15 protein-coding genes are annotated in these 16772 nt (G+C 52.4%); 8 read left to right on the forward strand and 7 right to left on the reverse strand.

From position 1 onward, the window contains the following. The 7 genes from VEI96_10640 to VEI96_10670 all read right to left on the reverse strand — a co-directional run. Positions 1-1434 (reverse strand): HAMP domain-containing methyl-accepting chemotaxis protein (locus VEI96_10640; protein ID HXX58447.1); only part of this gene is annotated, 1434 nt, incomplete at its 3' end. 168 nt (positions 1435-1602) lie between these two features. Beyond that, entirely contained in the window at positions 1603-4845 is a 3243-nt protein-coding gene (gene phnD / locus VEI96_10645; GenBank protein ID HXX58448.1) for a phosphate/phosphite/phosphonate ABC transporter substrate-binding protein, read from the reverse strand. 179 nt (positions 4846-5024) lie between these two features. Beyond that, complete coding sequence (locus VEI96_10650) at positions 5025-5642, reverse strand: chemotaxis protein CheW (protein HXX58449.1); 618 nt, start codon at positions 5640-5642, stop codon at positions 5025-5027. Beyond that, positions 5623-6441: an AAA family ATPase gene (locus VEI96_10655; protein ID HXX58450.1), complete on the reverse strand. Its 819-nt coding sequence runs from the start codon at positions 6439-6441 to the stop codon at positions 5623-5625. Before VEI96_10655 ends, VEI96_10650 begins: the two co-directional genes overlap by 20 nt. Then, positions 6434-8410, reverse strand: coding sequence for a chemotaxis protein CheA (locus VEI96_10660; GenBank protein ID HXX58451.1), 1977 nt, complete (start codon positions 8408-8410; stop codon positions 6434-6436). The genes VEI96_10655 and VEI96_10660 overlap by 8 nt, the downstream gene beginning before the upstream one ends. Next, the gene (locus VEI96_10665; GenBank protein ID HXX58452.1) at positions 8407-8778 is read right to left on the reverse strand and encodes a response regulator; all 372 of its coding nucleotides are present in this window, start codon (positions 8776-8778) and stop codon (positions 8407-8409) included. Before VEI96_10665 ends, VEI96_10660 begins: the two co-directional genes overlap by 4 nt. A gap of 58 nt (positions 8779-8836) precedes the next feature. Further along, on the reverse strand, positions 8837-9958 hold the full coding sequence (locus VEI96_10670; GenBank protein ID HXX58453.1) for a DUF4388 domain-containing protein: 1122 nt from the start codon (positions 9956-9958) through the stop codon (positions 8837-8839). Positions 9959-10246: 288 nt separating this feature from the next. Between VEI96_10670 and VEI96_10675 the strand changes: the two genes are divergently transcribed. The 8 genes from VEI96_10675 to VEI96_10710 all read left to right on the forward strand — a co-directional run. Further along, the gene (locus VEI96_10675; protein HXX58454.1) at positions 10247-11020 is read left to right on the forward strand and encodes a carbon monoxide dehydrogenase accessory protein CooC; all 774 of its coding nucleotides are present in this window, start codon (positions 10247-10249) and stop codon (positions 11018-11020) included. Further along, positions 11013-11591, forward strand: a complete 579-nt coding sequence (locus tag VEI96_10680) for a 5-formyltetrahydrofolate cyclo-ligase (GenBank protein HXX58455.1) — start codon at positions 11013-11015, stop codon at positions 11589-11591. Before VEI96_10675 ends, VEI96_10680 begins: the two co-directional genes overlap by 8 nt. Before the next feature lie 32 nt (positions 11592-11623). After that, entirely contained in the window at positions 11624-12052 is a 429-nt protein-coding gene (locus tag VEI96_10685) for a Fur family transcriptional regulator (GenBank protein HXX58456.1), read from the forward strand. Between the two features lie 81 nt (positions 12053-12133). Then, positions 12134-13558, forward strand: a complete 1425-nt coding sequence (locus tag VEI96_10690; GenBank protein ID HXX58457.1) for an aldehyde dehydrogenase family protein — start codon at positions 12134-12136, stop codon at positions 13556-13558. Between the two features lie 84 nt (positions 13559-13642). After that, positions 13643-15010: a sigma-54 dependent transcriptional regulator gene (locus VEI96_10695; protein ID HXX58458.1), complete on the forward strand. Its 1368-nt coding sequence runs from the start codon at positions 13643-13645 to the stop codon at positions 15008-15010. A gap of 217 nt (positions 15011-15227) precedes the next feature. Next, positions 15228-15482 carry an STAS domain-containing protein gene (locus VEI96_10700; protein HXX58459.1) on the forward strand — a complete coding sequence of 85 codons (255 nt, stop codon included), beginning with the start codon at positions 15228-15230 and terminating at the stop codon, positions 15480-15482. Then, positions 15482-15895, forward strand: coding sequence for a response regulator (locus VEI96_10705; GenBank protein ID HXX58460.1), 414 nt, complete (start codon positions 15482-15484; stop codon positions 15893-15895). Before VEI96_10700 ends, VEI96_10705 begins: the two co-directional genes overlap by 1 nt. 13 nt (positions 15896-15908) lie before the next feature. Then, positions 15909-16772, forward strand: an 864-nt coding sequence (locus VEI96_10710) for an Hpt domain-containing protein (GenBank protein ID HXX58461.1), incomplete at its 3' end; no start/stop codon positions are given.

Genomic DNA, 16772 nt, shown 5'->3' on the forward strand with positions numbered 1-16772 from the left:
AACCTCCTTTACGTCGCTCATCGCCTCAAGTATGTGGTTCGATCCCTTCTTCTGCTCCTCGGCGGCACGGACCATCGCTTCGATGATGCGATGGATATTATCCATGGAGCGGGTAATCTGCTTCAGCCCCGCGGCCTGCTCGTCCGTCGCCTTCTCTATCACCTCCGCCATTTGTGCAGATTTCTGAGCGGTTTCGACGGTCTCTCCAAGGGCCTCGCCAACTTTGAAGATCAAATCCTTTCCTGCGTCAACCTTTTTCGCTCCCGTCCCTATCGATCTGACAGCCTCGGCGATCTCTCCCTGAATCGTCCTCACAATGTTCGCAATGTCGCGCGCGGAAGACGAAGTCCTGTCCGAAAGCGCCCGTATCTCATCCGCAACAACACCGAAACTCTTTCCGTACTCGCCGGCCTGCGCCGCAAGGATGGCGGCATTCAGACTCAGGAGGTTCGTACCCTCTGTCACCTCCCGTATGACGGAGAGGACCTTCTCGATATTCTTAGATCGCTCATCAAGGCGGGTTATGATCTCCGCCGTCTGATTCACCTCTTCCTCGATCTCCTCCATGGCCGCTAACGAATTAGCGATGGCGAGTGTTCCCCTCTCCGTGAGGGAGAGCCTGAGGTGAGCGGAAAGATCAGCCGATTTTCGGGCGTTCTCGAGCACGGCGGAGACAGAGGCGCTGATCTCCTCAACGGACGAAGACGTATCTTCAACAGCGCGGAAGGCCTCGCCTGCGTTCTCGGCGATGAGCTTGGCAGATTGCGTCGTCTCGGCAACCATCGCATAAGAGTCCTCTGCCGACTTGAAAAGCCGTCCTGTGCTCGCCGCTATCTCTTCAGCGGTAGCCTTCATCTCGAGGAGAGAGGAGACATTTTCTGATGAGACGCTCGAGAGCTTGTCCGCGTTCTCCCTCACCCCTCCCTGGGAATCATTGGCAGACCTGACAGCGGAAACAACGGCATTGATGGATGTAGCCTCTCCCCGAACAGTCTCGCTTACGCTTCTCAGCGCAACGGTCAGCTTCTCCATAGCCGTCGCCGTGTTTCCGGATATCGAATGAGTGCTTTCAGTCGTCTTTGAGAGCTGTTCTGCAAGGAACCTGATCCCCCCGGCAATGCCCCCTATCTCATTGTCCCCCATATCAGCGAGATCAGTCGTCAGATCTCCTGTCTGTACCTTCTTCATCTCCCGGTTTATCCTCCGCACCGGCATCGTAATATTCCTGTTAAAGAGGTAGACCATGACCGCACCCACACTGAAGAGCGTAACGACCTGGTAGAGACCGATCATGAACATGCTCCCTGCGATGTCTTCATGCATTGTCTTATTCGTGACAAGTATTATCACCACGGCACCGAGAGATTGTCCTATGAGGAGCACAGCAAAGAAGACTACGATAAATTTTGCCGTAATGGCCTTCTTCAAGAGCATCGTATGACTCTTTCGATATAGGGTACCGTTTGAGGCCGATGCGCAAATCCCTTGCTATCCCGCATCTCGACCGGCAACCTTCGTCTCTCGCTCACTACCCGCACAACCTCCTCATTCCGCCGCTCTCGCATGGTTTCATGCTCGCCGTCATTCCCCTACGTCACCACTTCAATCGTTCTTCCACTCATTTGTTTTCAAGGCAGACAACTTACCTCTGACACCATCGTAGTCCCTGTCATCTGCAGCAGCAAAACCCGTACACCTCTTGTCGATAGACTTCAGTATTGCAGCGCCCGACGCGGTCGACTCGTCCAGGGACAGGAGCGCCGTCCGTATGCGGGAGACGTCTTTTCCATCGATGGACTGATTGAAACAGACATTCATGTCGGGGATCTCATCGGAGAATTGGAGAAACCGCAGTCCCTCATCCTTGAACTTGTATGCCACGGACTCCATGACACTCCCGGCATCAAATCTCCCCGCCAGGACTGCCCTGGCAACATCGTCGTGGTGACGGAGATAGTTGTAGTACTGCAGGCCATCGATATCGATCCCCGCATCCCTGAGCATCAGTCTCGGGATGATATGGCCGGTCGTGGAACTCATATCGCAGAAAGCGAAGGTCTTCCCGCGGAGATCCTTTACCGCGGATATCGTAGAATCAGCCCGCGTGATTATCACGCTGCGGTGGTACGGCTTACCGTCCTTCAGGATTTTCAGCAACACCTTCACACCGTATTGTTCGTTCGCCTTGATGTACGTCAATGGCCCCATGCAACTCATCTGCGTAACGTTCTCTCCGAGATCCCTCACCGCGCTTTCGAGATCTGCACCAACCTTGAGTTCAACCCGTTTCTCCAGTGTCCTGCCCAGATACTCTGCGAGGGGAGAAAATTTCTTGAAGGTCACCGCCGGGGATTCGAGGGCCACAACGCCGAGCCGGAATACCTCACTGCCTGTCTCAGAGAATCTGAAATGCTCCAGCCCGGTCTTAAGGAGTTCCGAATCCTTATGCAATTCTCTGATGGCATTGGTAGTCGTGAATATCACTCTGCGGTTTTCCGACGGGATAGCCTTTATCCCCTCAACAATCTCCAGTATCTGTCGTGTGCCCGCCTTGTGCTCCGACAATGCCTTCGATATCTGCCTGCTCATGTCGGAAACGCGTTCCGTCGCGTCCGCTATCCGTTTACTGCTCACCCTCTGCTCTTCGGAAGCCTTGCTCACCTGTCGGGTCGCGTCTCGCATCCTTTCCGTTTCCTCCGTGATGAGGTGTATGCCTCTCGCTTCCTCCGCTGTCGCGTTTGCAATCTGGTCGATCATGCTTCTCACATGTTCCATCCTCTCCGTGACGACTTTCGCGGACTTGGCCTGTTCCGTCGTGGAACGCTCGATCGCTCGGGTCATCTCAGATGATCTCCGTGAACTCTCGAGTATCTTTTTCAGGGCATCTCCCGCTTCCCTCGACAGGCTCAATCCCTCCTCCACCGAGCCCGAGCCCTTCTCCATCGCATCAACAGTATCCTGAACCTCTCCCTGCACGGTCTCTATCAGTGAGGCTATCTCTTTCGTGGAGAACGCCGTCCTCTCCGCAAGATCCTTGATCTCATCAGCAACGACCGAAAATCCCTTTCCGTGCTCGCCGGCCTGTGCAGCCAGTATTGCCGCATTCAGTGCCAGAAGCGTTGTCTGCTCGGTGACATCATCGATGACATTCAGTATCTTTCCTATTTCGTCGGACCTGCCCCCTAGTTTCTTCACGAACTCCGCAGTGTGTTCGACCGAAACTTTTATGTTTTTCATTCCCTCAATCGTCTTCTCTATCGAGGCCATGCCGAATGTAGCCGCGTCGCTGGTAACTTTTTCAGAAAGCCTCGCGGACTCTCTCGCGCTGATCTCAACCTCTTTAACCGTTTGCGTTATCTCTGAAATCGCGGAAAGGGTCTCCTCAGAGGATGCAGCCAATTCCCTCGCATTCGAGGCAACTTCCTTTATCGTCGCAGAAAGTTCATTTATCGAGGAAGATGTTGAATCGACAGCCGATGAGAGTTCGCTGATGCTCCTATTCACGCTGTCTATACTCAGCGCCATCTGTTCCACCGACGCCGAACTCTTTTCTACCGAAACGGCCAGATTCCCCGTGCTCCCGGCTATGTCGGTGACCGTCACATTGAGTTCCTCTACGGAATTGGCGATGTTCGTTACTGCCTCGGCCTCGACCTCTGCACCGTGAAGTACCTGTTTTGCTTCTTCCTCCACATTTCCCGACACCCTCGAAATCTTGTCGGAAAGTTCCTTGATTCTCCCGAGTATTCCCCCGAGAGCCCAGAAAGAATCTTGGAAGGACTTACAGAGCCGTCCCATCTCGTCACTCCCCCGGACATTCACGGCAAACGTCAGGTCTCCCTGAGAGATCCCGGCAGCCGCAGTTCCGATAGTCCTCAGAGGCAGGATCACGATCCTGTTGACGAGAAAAAAGAGAGACCCCACCAAAAAGACCGCGAAGGCCAGACCGAGCAACGCGGCGACCGTCATGGCTTTGACTATCCTGTTCTGAATGTCGGCTGTTGGATAGGCGGCGAGTACCTGAAACCCCCACGGGTTGAAAGAGGTCCTCATGACCTTCCATCCGTCTGACTCGCCCGCGGCCCCTCCTTTCGCTATGCCTTCGACAACTTTATCGGAGACATGCCGCGAATGAAACCGCACGTTTGCACGATCATCTACCAGAGCGATAAATCCGTTATCAAGGACCTTTGTGTCGGCGATAATCTCGCCCAACTGGGAGAACGTGGATAGAGGATATCCCACGTACCACACACCGATGATCGAATTGTGTTTGTCATACATAGGCTCATATCCGGTGATATAGGGCTTCCCGAGGAGGTCGACCTCACCATAAAACGCCTTACCCTCCCGCACCGCTGCTATGGCCTTGCCCCGGGGATCGAGGAGCGTGCCGACTGCGCGGGAACCATCCTCCTGGATGACATTTGTGCTCACCCGTATGAATTCGTCTCCCCTCTTTACAAAGAGTGTCGCGGTCCCTCCCATTAATGTCTTGACATGGTCGACGAGCCCAAAATTACGGGCTTGCGGTTTACCCCCGAGAATGAGATTCTGTACGGTTTCGGGCCCCACGGTTGTGGATTCTCCCAGGGCCGGCGTCCCCACAGCGAGTCCCTCGCTCATGAGAACCCGCATGGAGGCACGGACCTTTTCGAGCTCGATGGTGTTCGTCGCATTGAGACCTTCCATGACCTGTTCAACCTTGGCGGTAATCTGGTCATCCGCACGTTCGCGAATCTGTTCCCGTATATATCGCGAGACGATCAGCACACTGACAAGGGTCGCAAACATGACGATTGCCATCGTGGGAATGATGAATTTCCAGGTCAACGTATTCTTCACTGTCTCTCTTCTCTATCCCTTTCTCTCCGGAGAGATGAGGCCCCCGCCATGATGCGCAACATGACAATGGATGACAGACTCTTCCCAGCATCAAGACTCGCTTCCACAAATACCCCAGGCATCAAAACGGTAAAGAGACAGCCGAGGATATCCGGAGAAAGTATCTGTCTCTTCGCTTACTATCGGATGTTACCGATTTCATAATCCATGACCTCAGCGGTCTTAACGATCGAGATGAATCTGCCATCCACAAGGGCAACACCATCAATGAACCGCATCTCGGTCTCGAGAAGATGGGGAGGCGTTTCCTCGATCTTTGATTCGGGCAGCCGTATTACCCCGATCACCCGGTCTATCAGCGCCCCGATCAGTCCCTTACGGCCCTTGAGAATCAAGATCCTCTGTTTCTTGTCCTCTTCTGTCGCCGCACCGAGAGCAAGCCTGGCCTTAAGATCGATGATCGGGATTATCTTCCCCCTGAGGGATGAAATGCCGACCAGGTAGGACTCAGTCTTCGGTATTCTCGTTGTTCTCTGCGGTTTCAGTATTTCCTGAATCTCATGGATCCTGAAGGCATAGTCCTCCTTCGCCAGGGAGAACATGAGGAGTTCAACCGTGAGATCGCCGGTACCTGCTTCGGCTGGCGGCCCGGGTTTGACCTCTGTTTCTCGAGGTGTCTGCCCTGAACCCGCCTGCTCCGGGGTTTGATCCCCCTCTTCGACAGGCACCTTTGTCTCAGGCTCACTTTTCGAAAGGTCATTATCCCTGAGTTTTTTCCTAATCTTTGCGATATCCATTCAGCCCTATCTCCTTCGCAGCAGAGGAAATATCTCGATCGTCGATAAGTTCCGCATCCTTTGCGAATCCTTCAAGAAGGGACATCGTCGCAAGGCTGTTGATGACCCGCGGAACTCCCTTTGAGTAGCGGTACAACGCCCGGACAGCGGCATCGGTAAAGAGCGGTTTATCCCTCCCTCCTGCCCTCACCCTGTATTCGATGTAGCCCTTCATCTCATCCTCTCCGATCGGTCCGAGGTGGAAAAAGAGCCCGATTCTCTGTCTGAGGGCGGCGAGCTGCGCCGACTCAAGTTTCCGTCGCAGTTCGGGTTGTCCGACGAGAATAAGGCTCAGGAGATTCGTGTCGTCCATCTGAAAATTCGTCAGCAGCCTAATCTCTTCAAATGTTTCCCGATACGGGATGAGATGGGCCTCATCGATAATGAGAACAGGAGTTATCCCAGCCTTGTAATCTTCATAGACCTTTGCATATAACGCGTCTATGAGGTCGTTCTTATAGAGTGAACCCGTATCGCACTGCATCCGCGCGCAGACGGTCTTTATGAATTCGATTGAGGTAAGTCGTGGATTTACGATGAGGATGATACGGTATCCTTCTCCGAGAGCGTCCATCAAGGCGCGTGTCAGCGTCGTTTTCCCGGACCCTATTTCTCCCGTCAAAACCGTTAATTCCTTCTCGTCTACCGCATAGTGCAGGCGGGCGAGTGCCTCTTCATGGCCTCTGGACAGGAAGAGAAAACGGGGATCCGGCGTCTTGTTGAAGGGCTTTACCTTAAATCCGTAGAAGTTCTCATACATGGGGGACTACCCTCTGCTTCGGTACAGCCTCCCCGATGATCGACTCCGGATCAAGCACAAGGATGACCTCATGTCTGCCGATCTCCGCGGCCCCCGCAAACCCGCGCAAACTCCTGAAATAATCGCCGAGAGACTTGATCACGATTTCATGCTGCGCTATCAGCTCATCAACAAGAAGGCCGACCTTCCGCTCGGCGTAGCGAATCACAACCGCAAAAGATCTTTCGACGGAATCGCTTTCGAGGGAAAAGATCCTCGCGATACTCACCATGGGAAGCAGCTCGCCCCTCAGGTCATAAACCTCCCTGCCCTCTATCGTCTGAAGATCCTTGTGGTCTATGATCAGAGTCTCCGAGAGAGAGGTCAGCGGAACACCAAACCGCTCCGGTCCCACCCGAACAATGAGCACTTTAATAATGGCAAGGGTGATCGGCATCGTGAGAATGAAGGTCGTGCCCCTTCCCTTTTCCGTTGTGAAATCCACAAACCCGCCAAAGGTCGAGAGCTTTGACTTGACCACATCCATCCCCACGCCACGCCCCGAGACCTCACTGACCGAAGACTTCATGCTGAACCCGGGCATGAAGATGAAATCGAGAATCTCCCGGCTTTCGAGTTTGACATCGTCGGCGAGGAGGCCTTTCTCTCTCGCTTTCTTCTCAACCGCTTCACTATCAATCCCCGCGCCGTCGTCGCTAACTTCGATGACCACGTGGTGCCCCCTCTGATAGGCCTTCATAGTTATCGTCCCTTTTTCCTTTTTCCCCACCCTTGTTCTCTCTTCCGCAGTCTCAATACCATGGTCCATGGCGTTTCGTACGATATGCATGAGCGGATCGACGATTTCCTCGGCGAGAAACTTGTCTATCTCGGTATCTTCCCCGTAAAGGAGGAGTTCAATCTCTTTCCCTGCCTCGCGGGAATATCTGCGTACTACCTGACTGAGCCGCGAGAATATCTGGCCTATCGGAACCATCCGTATCTCCAAAACTTCCTCTTGCAGCTCCGCTATCTTCCTTCCAAAGGTCTGGGAGATCTTCAGCACATCGCTCACGAGTTTTGAATGCCCGAAGGCCTCTGTCATTTCGTCGGCTATCCTATTCGTCGCGGTCTTTGCGAGAGAAAGTTCACTAATTGTATTGAGGATCCTGTCGAGCTTTTCGATATCGACCCTGACCGAAGTGGTTGTGCTCTTGAGGGATGTCTCCTGCGTCTTGAGCGGCTGGATCGGGGAAGGCTTCGCTTTTTGCCCTATCAGTTCCTCAACGGGGAGGTCCAGGAGCTCCTTGAGTTCATCGAGGGACTTCGCGCTCCCCAGGAGCATGTTGAATCCTATCGAATCAGGAGGAACATCGGTCGACGTAGGAAGCGTCGCGATCAGTTCCCCCTGGGACTTTATGAGCTTCGTCAGTTCCTGAAGAGTCTTATCAAAGTCCGAGAGGTTCAATACCGTCCTGGCAAGATAGATGCCCTTTGACTCTTTGATGTTTGTCTTTAGACGGTGTTCTTCAAATTCCGAGAGGACCTTGAGAATAGCGTCACCGATACGGTCGAGGGAATCCTCCGCCTTCCGGGAACCCTGCACCCCCTTCTCCCTGTCCTTGAAGAGTTCTATCTCTTTCTCATAGGGAGCTATGTCATATTCGCGATCGTTCGTGATATCTTCGACGGTCTTCTTCAGGATGTCGATCTGCGCAAAGAGGAAAAGGATGACCTCATGGGTAAGATCGATCCTCCCGAGTCTCAGGTCGTCAAGGAGGGACTCAAAGGCATGGCTGAAGTCGGCGATATCCTTGAAGCCGAAGAGACCGGATATCCCCTTAATGGTATGGATGGCGCGAAAGATAGCGTTGATGGTGTCAGGGTTAACGCCTGTAGTGTAGGTCTCCTGTACTTCAACGAGGAGCCTTCCCGCCTCGCCTAAGAGCTCTTCCGCCTCAGCAATAAAATCCTTTTTGGAAGACTTCATCTCTTCAGGATTCGGGTTATCGCTTCCTGCAGTTCTTCAGTCGTGAATGGTTTTGTCACATAGGCATCGGCACCGAGCGCTAATCCCCTTTCCTTGTCTTCCCTACTCTTTTCCGTAGTAACGATGATAAGCGGAATGTGGCTGTATCTTTCATTCGTCTTAATAAAATTGATGAGTTCGAGGCCGTTTATGTCTGGCATATTTATGTCGGTTATGATGAGATCGAATGACTCAGAAGGAAGCAGCTTGAGCGCTTCAAACCCTGAGGCGGCCTCCGTCGTGTTGAGGTCATCTCCGATATCCTCTATGACATTCCGTATAAGTGCCCTTGTCGCCTCAGAATCTTCGACGATGAGAACCGAACTCACCTCACCTCTCCTATCCCGTATTTGGTAAAAATTCTATCAGATAAATTGAAAAAAATCACTATATTTTCATACCCTTCTGCATGTCCTGCAATCTCTTCTGGAGCAGTGATTTCTCGAGCGCCAGGCCCGCTTGATCAATAAATATTTCGAGCCCCTCGGTCTCGGCAAAATCCTCGCCGCTCAGAGAGTTGTCGCAGTAGAGGAGTGCAACGACCTTGTTCTCTGCAATAAGAGGAAAGAAAGCGACCTGCACGGGCCACTGTTCTCCTATCTCCGTGATGAAAAGAGTCGTGAATGCGTCCTTTTCCATCGTCCCCCGGTAGGGGTGCCCTCCGGCGATGATCCTCTGGAGAAACGAACTCTCCTCAAAGGGGATACGTGTCTCTCGTATCTTCTCGTCAGCCATTTCCATATCGAGACCGAACTGTCCCAGACCGGCAAGTTCATGGTCGCCGACCATGAAGAGGACTCCCCGCTCGAATATGTCGCTCGCGAATCTGAGGATGAGAAGGGTAATCTCGGAAGTGGAGTTGGGGAATCTCAGTTCCTGTGTGAGTGATTTCAGGGCAAAGATATCCTTCCGCCCTGCCGCATCGGGCTGTCCCTCCTCGTCTCCCCATGCTTCCTCTTTTTCTTCCCCCGCGATATCCTCTTCCACATGCTGCTGACCCATCTGCTCGTCATAGACACGTGCGCCCTCCATGAGAAGATACTGTGCGCTCAGACCCTTAGAGATTTCCCAGCCCGTATCAGCGCCGGCACTTCCGAAGTCGCTGACGTCAACGTTGTCCATCTCAAATCTGAAATCACCGCCGTTTAGCGCTATGAGGCAGGAAATGACCCTCTCGATCCTCTTCTTGGCCGCCTTTTCGAGCAGGTCCCTGCTCACGGCGCCGAGGTCAAAGAGTATCTCCGGCATCGATCTATGGGGGAGCTTTTCTTTTATATCGCCGGCCATGGCGAGTATCGATTCCTTCACGATGCCGAACTTGACGAGGTCCGTACCGATATTTCCTTCAAGCGTGGTCGTCTCAGCCCGCACGATGAGACCGCCCTTAAAGACGATGAAGGCGCTTTCTCTGTCGCTTCGAATGGTGAGAGTTCCCGTCTTCTTTCCGATGCTCAAGATCTGAAGGATATCTGCGAGTGAGATGTCTTCGAGACGCCCGACGAGACTCATGCAAGTCCTGATCTCGTTTCGATACCGTTACCCATGTGGCAATCCTCTCTCATCGGACAGGTACGACGATCGTCAGAAAACCAGCAGAAATCGCCGTTCATTACCGATACAATATCAGGAATAATTGCTGGGTGTCAATAAATGTCCAAGCCGTTTCCCCTGTCTTTTCAACGGAGAATATCTACGGCCCTTTGTAGATATTCTCCGTTATATCTCGCTCCAGCCTTGCCTTCCGCGCTGAGCGATCTCTCTCTCCGAATTCGATCGGGTCTGTGGTATAGTAGGAATATGAAGATCGCGATAACGGGTAAAGGCGGGGTGGGCAAGACGACCCTTTCTTCAGTCCTGAGCCGCATCTATGCGTCGGAAGGCAAACGGGTCATCGCCGTCGACGCGGACCCCGACGCAAATCTCGCGGCAGCCCTCGGCGTGCCGAAAGATGATATCGGAAAGATACGGCCGATAGCAGAGATAACCGAGCTCATCGAGGAAAGGATGGGTGCGAAACCCGGCACGAGCGGGGGGGTTTTCAAGCTTAATCCGAGGGTGGACGACATCCCCGAAGAGTTCGGATACAGATTCGACAACATTGTGCTCCTCGCGACGGGCAAGTCGAAGGAAGCCGCTTCAGGGTGCTACTGCCCTGAGAACGTATTCCTGCGGAGACTCCTCAAACACCTCATCGTAGGAAGAAACGAGATCGTCATTGTGGACATGGAGGCCGGCATCGAACATCTGACGAGGGGCACGGCAGAAGCCGTGGACGGCTTCATCGTCGTCGTGGAACCGGGGCAGAGGAGCATCCAGACAGCCAATACCGTGAAGGAGATGGCAAAAGGACTCGGCGTCAAGAAGGTCTTTGTCGTTGCCAATAAGGTGCGGGGAGAAGAGGATCTTGCTTTTATTCGAAATCATCTCCCTGACAGTATCCTCATCGGCTCTATCGGTTTCAGCCATGAGATCATGGAATCCGACATAGCCGGTATCACCCCCTTCACGATAAAAAGCGCCGTCGAAGACGTCCTGAAGATCAAACATGCGATGGAAGCACATCTTGGATGATAAGGCCAGGACTAGAGAAAAAATTCTCAGGAAAAGGGACGGCATACCTCCCGCGATAAAGAAAGTTAAGGACGACCGCGTACGACAAACACTCTTTTCCCTTCCCGAGTTTCAGCAGGCAAAGATACTCCTCTCCTTTGCATCATTCCGTTCTGAAGTTTCGACTATGCAGCAAATAGAGGAAATGCTCCGAATCGGTAAAAGGGTGGTCATTCCCCGCGTGGTTAGAATGACGAGGGCACTGAAGCTTTATGAGATCACGGATACCTCTGAATTAGCTCCCGGCTATATGAGCATACCCGAGCCTGACGTACCGGCTGAACGGGAGCGGGAGATCAACGATGTCGACCTTGTGATTCTGCCCGGAGCAGCCTTCGATGCGGTAGGCAATAGGCTCGGTTACGGCGGAGGTTATTATGACAGGCTCCTGTCGCTGTTGCGGAAGCCGGTTCCCCTCATCGCCATCGCCTACGAAGAACAGATAGTGGATTCTCTGCCCCGGGAATCACACGACATAAGAGTCCATATGATCGTCACCGACGAGAGAGTCTTTCACTGCAGGCAGCATTGAAACACCACCATTGCTTTCTTTAGAATATACCTATGGAGACAAGGATCTTCCGGGAGTACCTCTCGAAAAAGGGTCTCAGGTTCACAAAAGAAAGGGAACGGATCCTGAAAGAGATATTTGCCTTTCACGGCCATTTCGATCCGGAAGAACTCCTCCTGAACATACGGAACAAGAAAAGAAAAGTTTCCAAGGCTTCAATCTACAGGACGCTGCCCCTCCTTGTCGAAAGCGGCCTCATCGAACAGGTAGAGAAGATCGGCAAACATGCGCACTATGAGCACACCTTCGGTCATGGACACCACGACCATTGCATCTGCGTCAACTGCGGGGCGGTCATCGAGGTCTTTTCTCCGAAACTCGAGGCGATTCAGGAGGAACTCTGCAAAGAGGCAGGTTTCAGCGGAATAAAACATACCCTCGAGATAAAAGGTTACTGCGGGGACTGCCGCCGCGAAGAATAAGCGCTTTGCCTTCTCTTTTCACCCCTTCCATCCCTTGAATAATCGTCTTGCCTGTGCTTTAATGTAGTGACCGGAGGACCTATGAAATCAATGTTTCCCATTCTCCTTGGCGGACGCGCGAAAGAGACCGACAAAAAGATAGAGGTCTTGAATCCTTACGACGACCGGACCGTCTCGAGAGTATGTCAGGCGACACATGAAGACGTGCAAGAGGCTCTCGCAATCGCCGATGAGACAGGCGGTACCATCGGCACCCTCGCTTCGCACAGGAAATCGGCGATACTCCGGAGGGTTTCCGATATTATCGGGGAACGCAAGGAGGACCTCGCAAAGACGATAACTCTCGAAAACGGGAAGCCCATTCACGAATCAAGGACGGAGGTGGACAGGGCTTCCCTCACGTTTCGGATCGCCTCGGAAGAGACGTCGAGAATTGGAGGAGAATTCATTGCGCTCGACAGGAATCCGTCTTCGGAAGGGAGATGGGGGATTACAAGGAGATTTCCCTGCGGCACGGTTTTCGGGATTACCCCCTTTAATTTTCCCCTCAATCTCGTTGCTCACAAAATCGCTCCTGCTATTGCCGCCGGAAACCCGATAATCCTCAAGCCGGCGTCAAAGACCCCCATCACCGCGCTTCTGCTCGGCGAGATCCTCATGGAATCAGGTCTTCCTGAAGGGTGCCTGAGCGTCATACCCTGTACCGGCAAGATTGCGGAGAACGCGATCACCGACAAGCGAGTGAAGGTTTTGAGCTTCACGGGAAGTGCAACGGTCGGATGGGAGCTCAAGAAACTCGCATATGACAAAAAGGTAATTCTCGAATTGGGAGGAAACGCGGGGGTGCTCCTCGATCGTGACTGCAGTCTCGATCTTGCGGTAGACCGATGCATCGCCGGAGCATTTTCCTATGCAGGACAGGTTTGCATTTCGGTGCAGAGGATTTACGTCCACAGAGATATCCATGATGATTTTCTCGGGCGTTTCATCCCGAAGGTGAAGACCCTGAAGTTCGGAGACCCCCTCGATGATTCTACCCTGATAGGACCTATGATCGATGAGGAGAACAGGGTAAGGGTTGAGACATGGATGCACGAGGCGATGGCGGCGGGCGCCAAGATCGCCGCGGGGGGAAAGAGGTGGGAAAATTTCTACGAACCGACGGTTGTCCTGGATGCGACCCCGCAGATGAAGCTCAGCTGCATGGAGGTCTTTGCCCCCGTAGTGACCGTTACGAGGATCGAGAGCTTCGAAGACGGGCTGAAGGCGGTTAACGACTCGGTCTATGGCCTCCAGGCAGGCGTCTTCACCAATGATCTGAAACATGCCTTCACGGCATTCGAAACCCTTGAGGTCGGAAGTGTCATCATCAATGACGTCCCAGCCTACAGGGTCGACCACATGCCCTACGGGGGCGTCAAACGTTCGGGATTCGGCAGGGAAGGAATCAAATACGCGATCGAAGAGATGACCGAACTGCGGCTCATGGCGTTACATCTTGTGTGAGAATTTTCGTCACGGATGACGTCCTATCTGCGCTGAAACTTCCCATGATAACAACGTGATTACGTGGACGACGAAAAAAACCGTATGAAGAAGATATTAATCGTAGATGACGATAGCGAGTTGCTTTTATCCCTGAGGGATATTCTGAAAAATAACGGTTTTTCGCCGACCACGGCCTCTTCAGGCCGTCTTGCTCTTGATCTCTTCGAGCAGGAAAGGCCTGACGCAGTTCTCCTCGACCTCAACATGCCCCATATGAACGGCATCGAAACCATGGGTAACCTCAAAAGGATAGATCCTGACATCCCTATCATCTTCGTAACGGGCTTTGGTGACATACCGACCGCTGTCGAGACGATAAAACAGGGGGCTTACGATTTCATCATAAAACCTCCGAAATACGACAGGCTCATCTTTACGCTCAACAGGGCGATTGACAAGCTCGAACTCGAAAGGGAAGTGAAGAGGCTCTCCACTAATGTCGAAACATCCCTGGAATGGCTTTTGGGAAAAAGCGAGGGGATGAAGAAGGTCATACGTCAGGTGCATGGTGTTTCCTGGAGTGACTTCTCGGTCATTATCCAGGGTGAGACGGGAACCGGGAAGTCAGTCGTTGCGTCTGCCATACACAACTTGAGCAGAAGAACGGAAAAACCTTTTGTCGTAGTCGATATGGGAGCGATACCGGAGACACTCGTCGAGAGCGAACTCTTCGGTCACGAAAAGGGTGCCTTTACCGGAGCAGAGAAAAAGAAGCACGGATTCTTTGAAATTGCCGACGGCGGAACACTCTTCGTCGACGAGTTGGAGAACATGTCTCTCTATGTCCAGAGCAAGCTCCTGCGGGTCGTTGAAGAAAAAAGGATAATCCCCCTCGGCTCCACGCATCCCTTGGACGTGGATGTCCGTATTATCGCGGCGACGAATACCGATATCCGGGAGAGTGTCGCGGGAAAAAGGTTCAGAGAGGATCTCTTCTTCCGTCTGGGGGAATTCATCATCACCCTTCCGCTCCTGAGGGAGCGAACAGACGATATCCCGTTTCTCGCGCGAAAGTTCATCATTGAGGCGGGTACAGAGTTGAATAAACAGATACGGGAGCTGTCCGATGAGGCGTTGAACCTTCTTATGCGTTATCCCTGGCCGGGCAATGTGAGGGAATTAAAGAATGTTGTCCGAAGGGCCGTGCTTCTTTCGGACGGCGGCTCGATAAGACCGTCGGACCTCGACTTCCTCATAGAAGACAGAGAAAAAGAAAAAGAGAGCATCCCCTTCCTGCCGCTGAAAGAGCTTTCGGCAATAGCCGTGAAAGATGTCGAAAAGAAGGCGATTACGCAGACATTGGAACTCACAAAGGGCAACAAATCAAAGGCAGCCTCGATACTTCAGATCGATTACAAAACGCTTCTCACAAAAATAAAGGAATACGGTATCCATCATATAGGGAAATGATTCCATAGTTCTGGAATCATTTCCCTAACTTCCCTTCGTCTTTCCAATAATTCCCTTTAATATCCTTAAAAACTTTTCTCGCCAAACCTGGCATCTCCCTTGCTTTCTCCTCTGAACAAAGGGAACAGAGGGGAATCCTTGAAAAACATGTCTTGAAACATTCTATGACGAAGCTCCCTGAATTCTCAGCAGAGGGAGCAGCACACGGAGGTGTCATATGTCAGGAACGATAGCATTCAAGGACAGGCTGACGATCAACGAAGTTTCAGGAGGCATGAATGCCCTTAAGGCCACGCTCGCGAGCTGCGACGAGGTGGTCGTTGATGCCACGGGTGTCAGGGAAATCGATGTTTCGGCAGTCCAACTGCTCATCGCGGTTAAGAAAGAATGCAGCCGCAGAGGGAAGAAACTGATCTTAAATACCTCAGATGCGGTGGGAAACCTCATGACACTATTCGGAATTCCCCTGTAATGGGCGAAGAGCCCGGTTGCAGAGCGTTCCCATACGGCATGTCGATGACGAGAAAAAATATATTAATAGTAGACGATTCTCCTTCGATGAGACAACTCGTCTCTTTTGCGGTAAAAGATGCTGGTTATGAGGCCATTCTTGCGGTCAACGGAAACGATGCCATGAACAGGCTAACCAGCACGGGAATAGACATCGTCATTACGGATCTCAACATGCAGGAGACAGACGGAGTTGAATTCATAAAACAGGTAAGGACAAACCCCTTTTACAAATTTACGCCCATCGTCATGTTGACACAAGAATCACAAGAGTTGAAAAGGCAGGAAGGGAAGAGGGCCGGCGCAAGCGGCTGGATTGTAAAGCCCTTCACCCCGGAGCAGTTAATCACGGTAATCTCAAAATTCATCAGGTAACGGCACCTATACAATGGAAGATCTCAGCAGCCAGGATCGTGCGAAGTTATTCTCCGTTTTTTCCGACGAGGCAATGGAAAACATAACGGAACTCGAAACAGGGCTCTTACAGCTCGAGAGATACCCCCAAGACAGCGAGCTGCTCAATACCATCTTCAGGGCAGCCCACACCATCAAAGGCTCCAGCGGGAGCATCGGATTAAGCGCCATCTCCCACTTCACTCATGCGATGGAAGGAATTCTCGACAGGATGCGCCAGAACAGACTCACGCCGGACCGGAGAACAATCACGCTTCTCCTGAAAGCGGCAGATCTCGTCAAGGAGATGATCGCTTCCCTCTCATCAGGTGATCCCTCCGATTTTCCTCAGTACGGCGAACTCATAAAGGCGATGGAGGACATCAAACAGTCACCGCACGACAGGCAGTATAAGATCATCTTCAGTCCGGATCAGGATATCTTCAGACGGGGAATAGACCTTGAATTCATCGTACGGGATCTCAGGGCCATCGGAGAGATTCTCGATATAAAGGCTTATACCGACTCGGTCCCCCCCCTATCGGAGATAAACCCGGAGAAGCTCTATCTGCGGTGGGATATCCTTCTCAAGACGGATAGCGATCCCGAGGCGATACGAGAGGTATTCGAGTTCGCCGGAGGAGAAAATGAGATTATGATAATCCCCATCGCCGCACAGAAAAGCGTCATTCCCTATCTCGGGCAGATGCTGATCGAGGAAGGTGTTATCGGTGCGGAAGATCTCGATGATGCATTAAAAAGTCAGAGGAGGCTCGGCGAAATCCTCGTGAATCAGGGCAAAGTGAGCGAGAAAGACATAGAGCAGGCGATCGAGCGGCAGAATGACAAGAAGATCACC

Source organism: Thermodesulfovibrionales bacterium, assembly GCA_035622735.1.
In the GTDB taxonomy this organism is placed as follows: Bacteria; Nitrospirota; Thermodesulfovibrionia; order Thermodesulfovibrionales; family UBA9159; genus DASPUT01.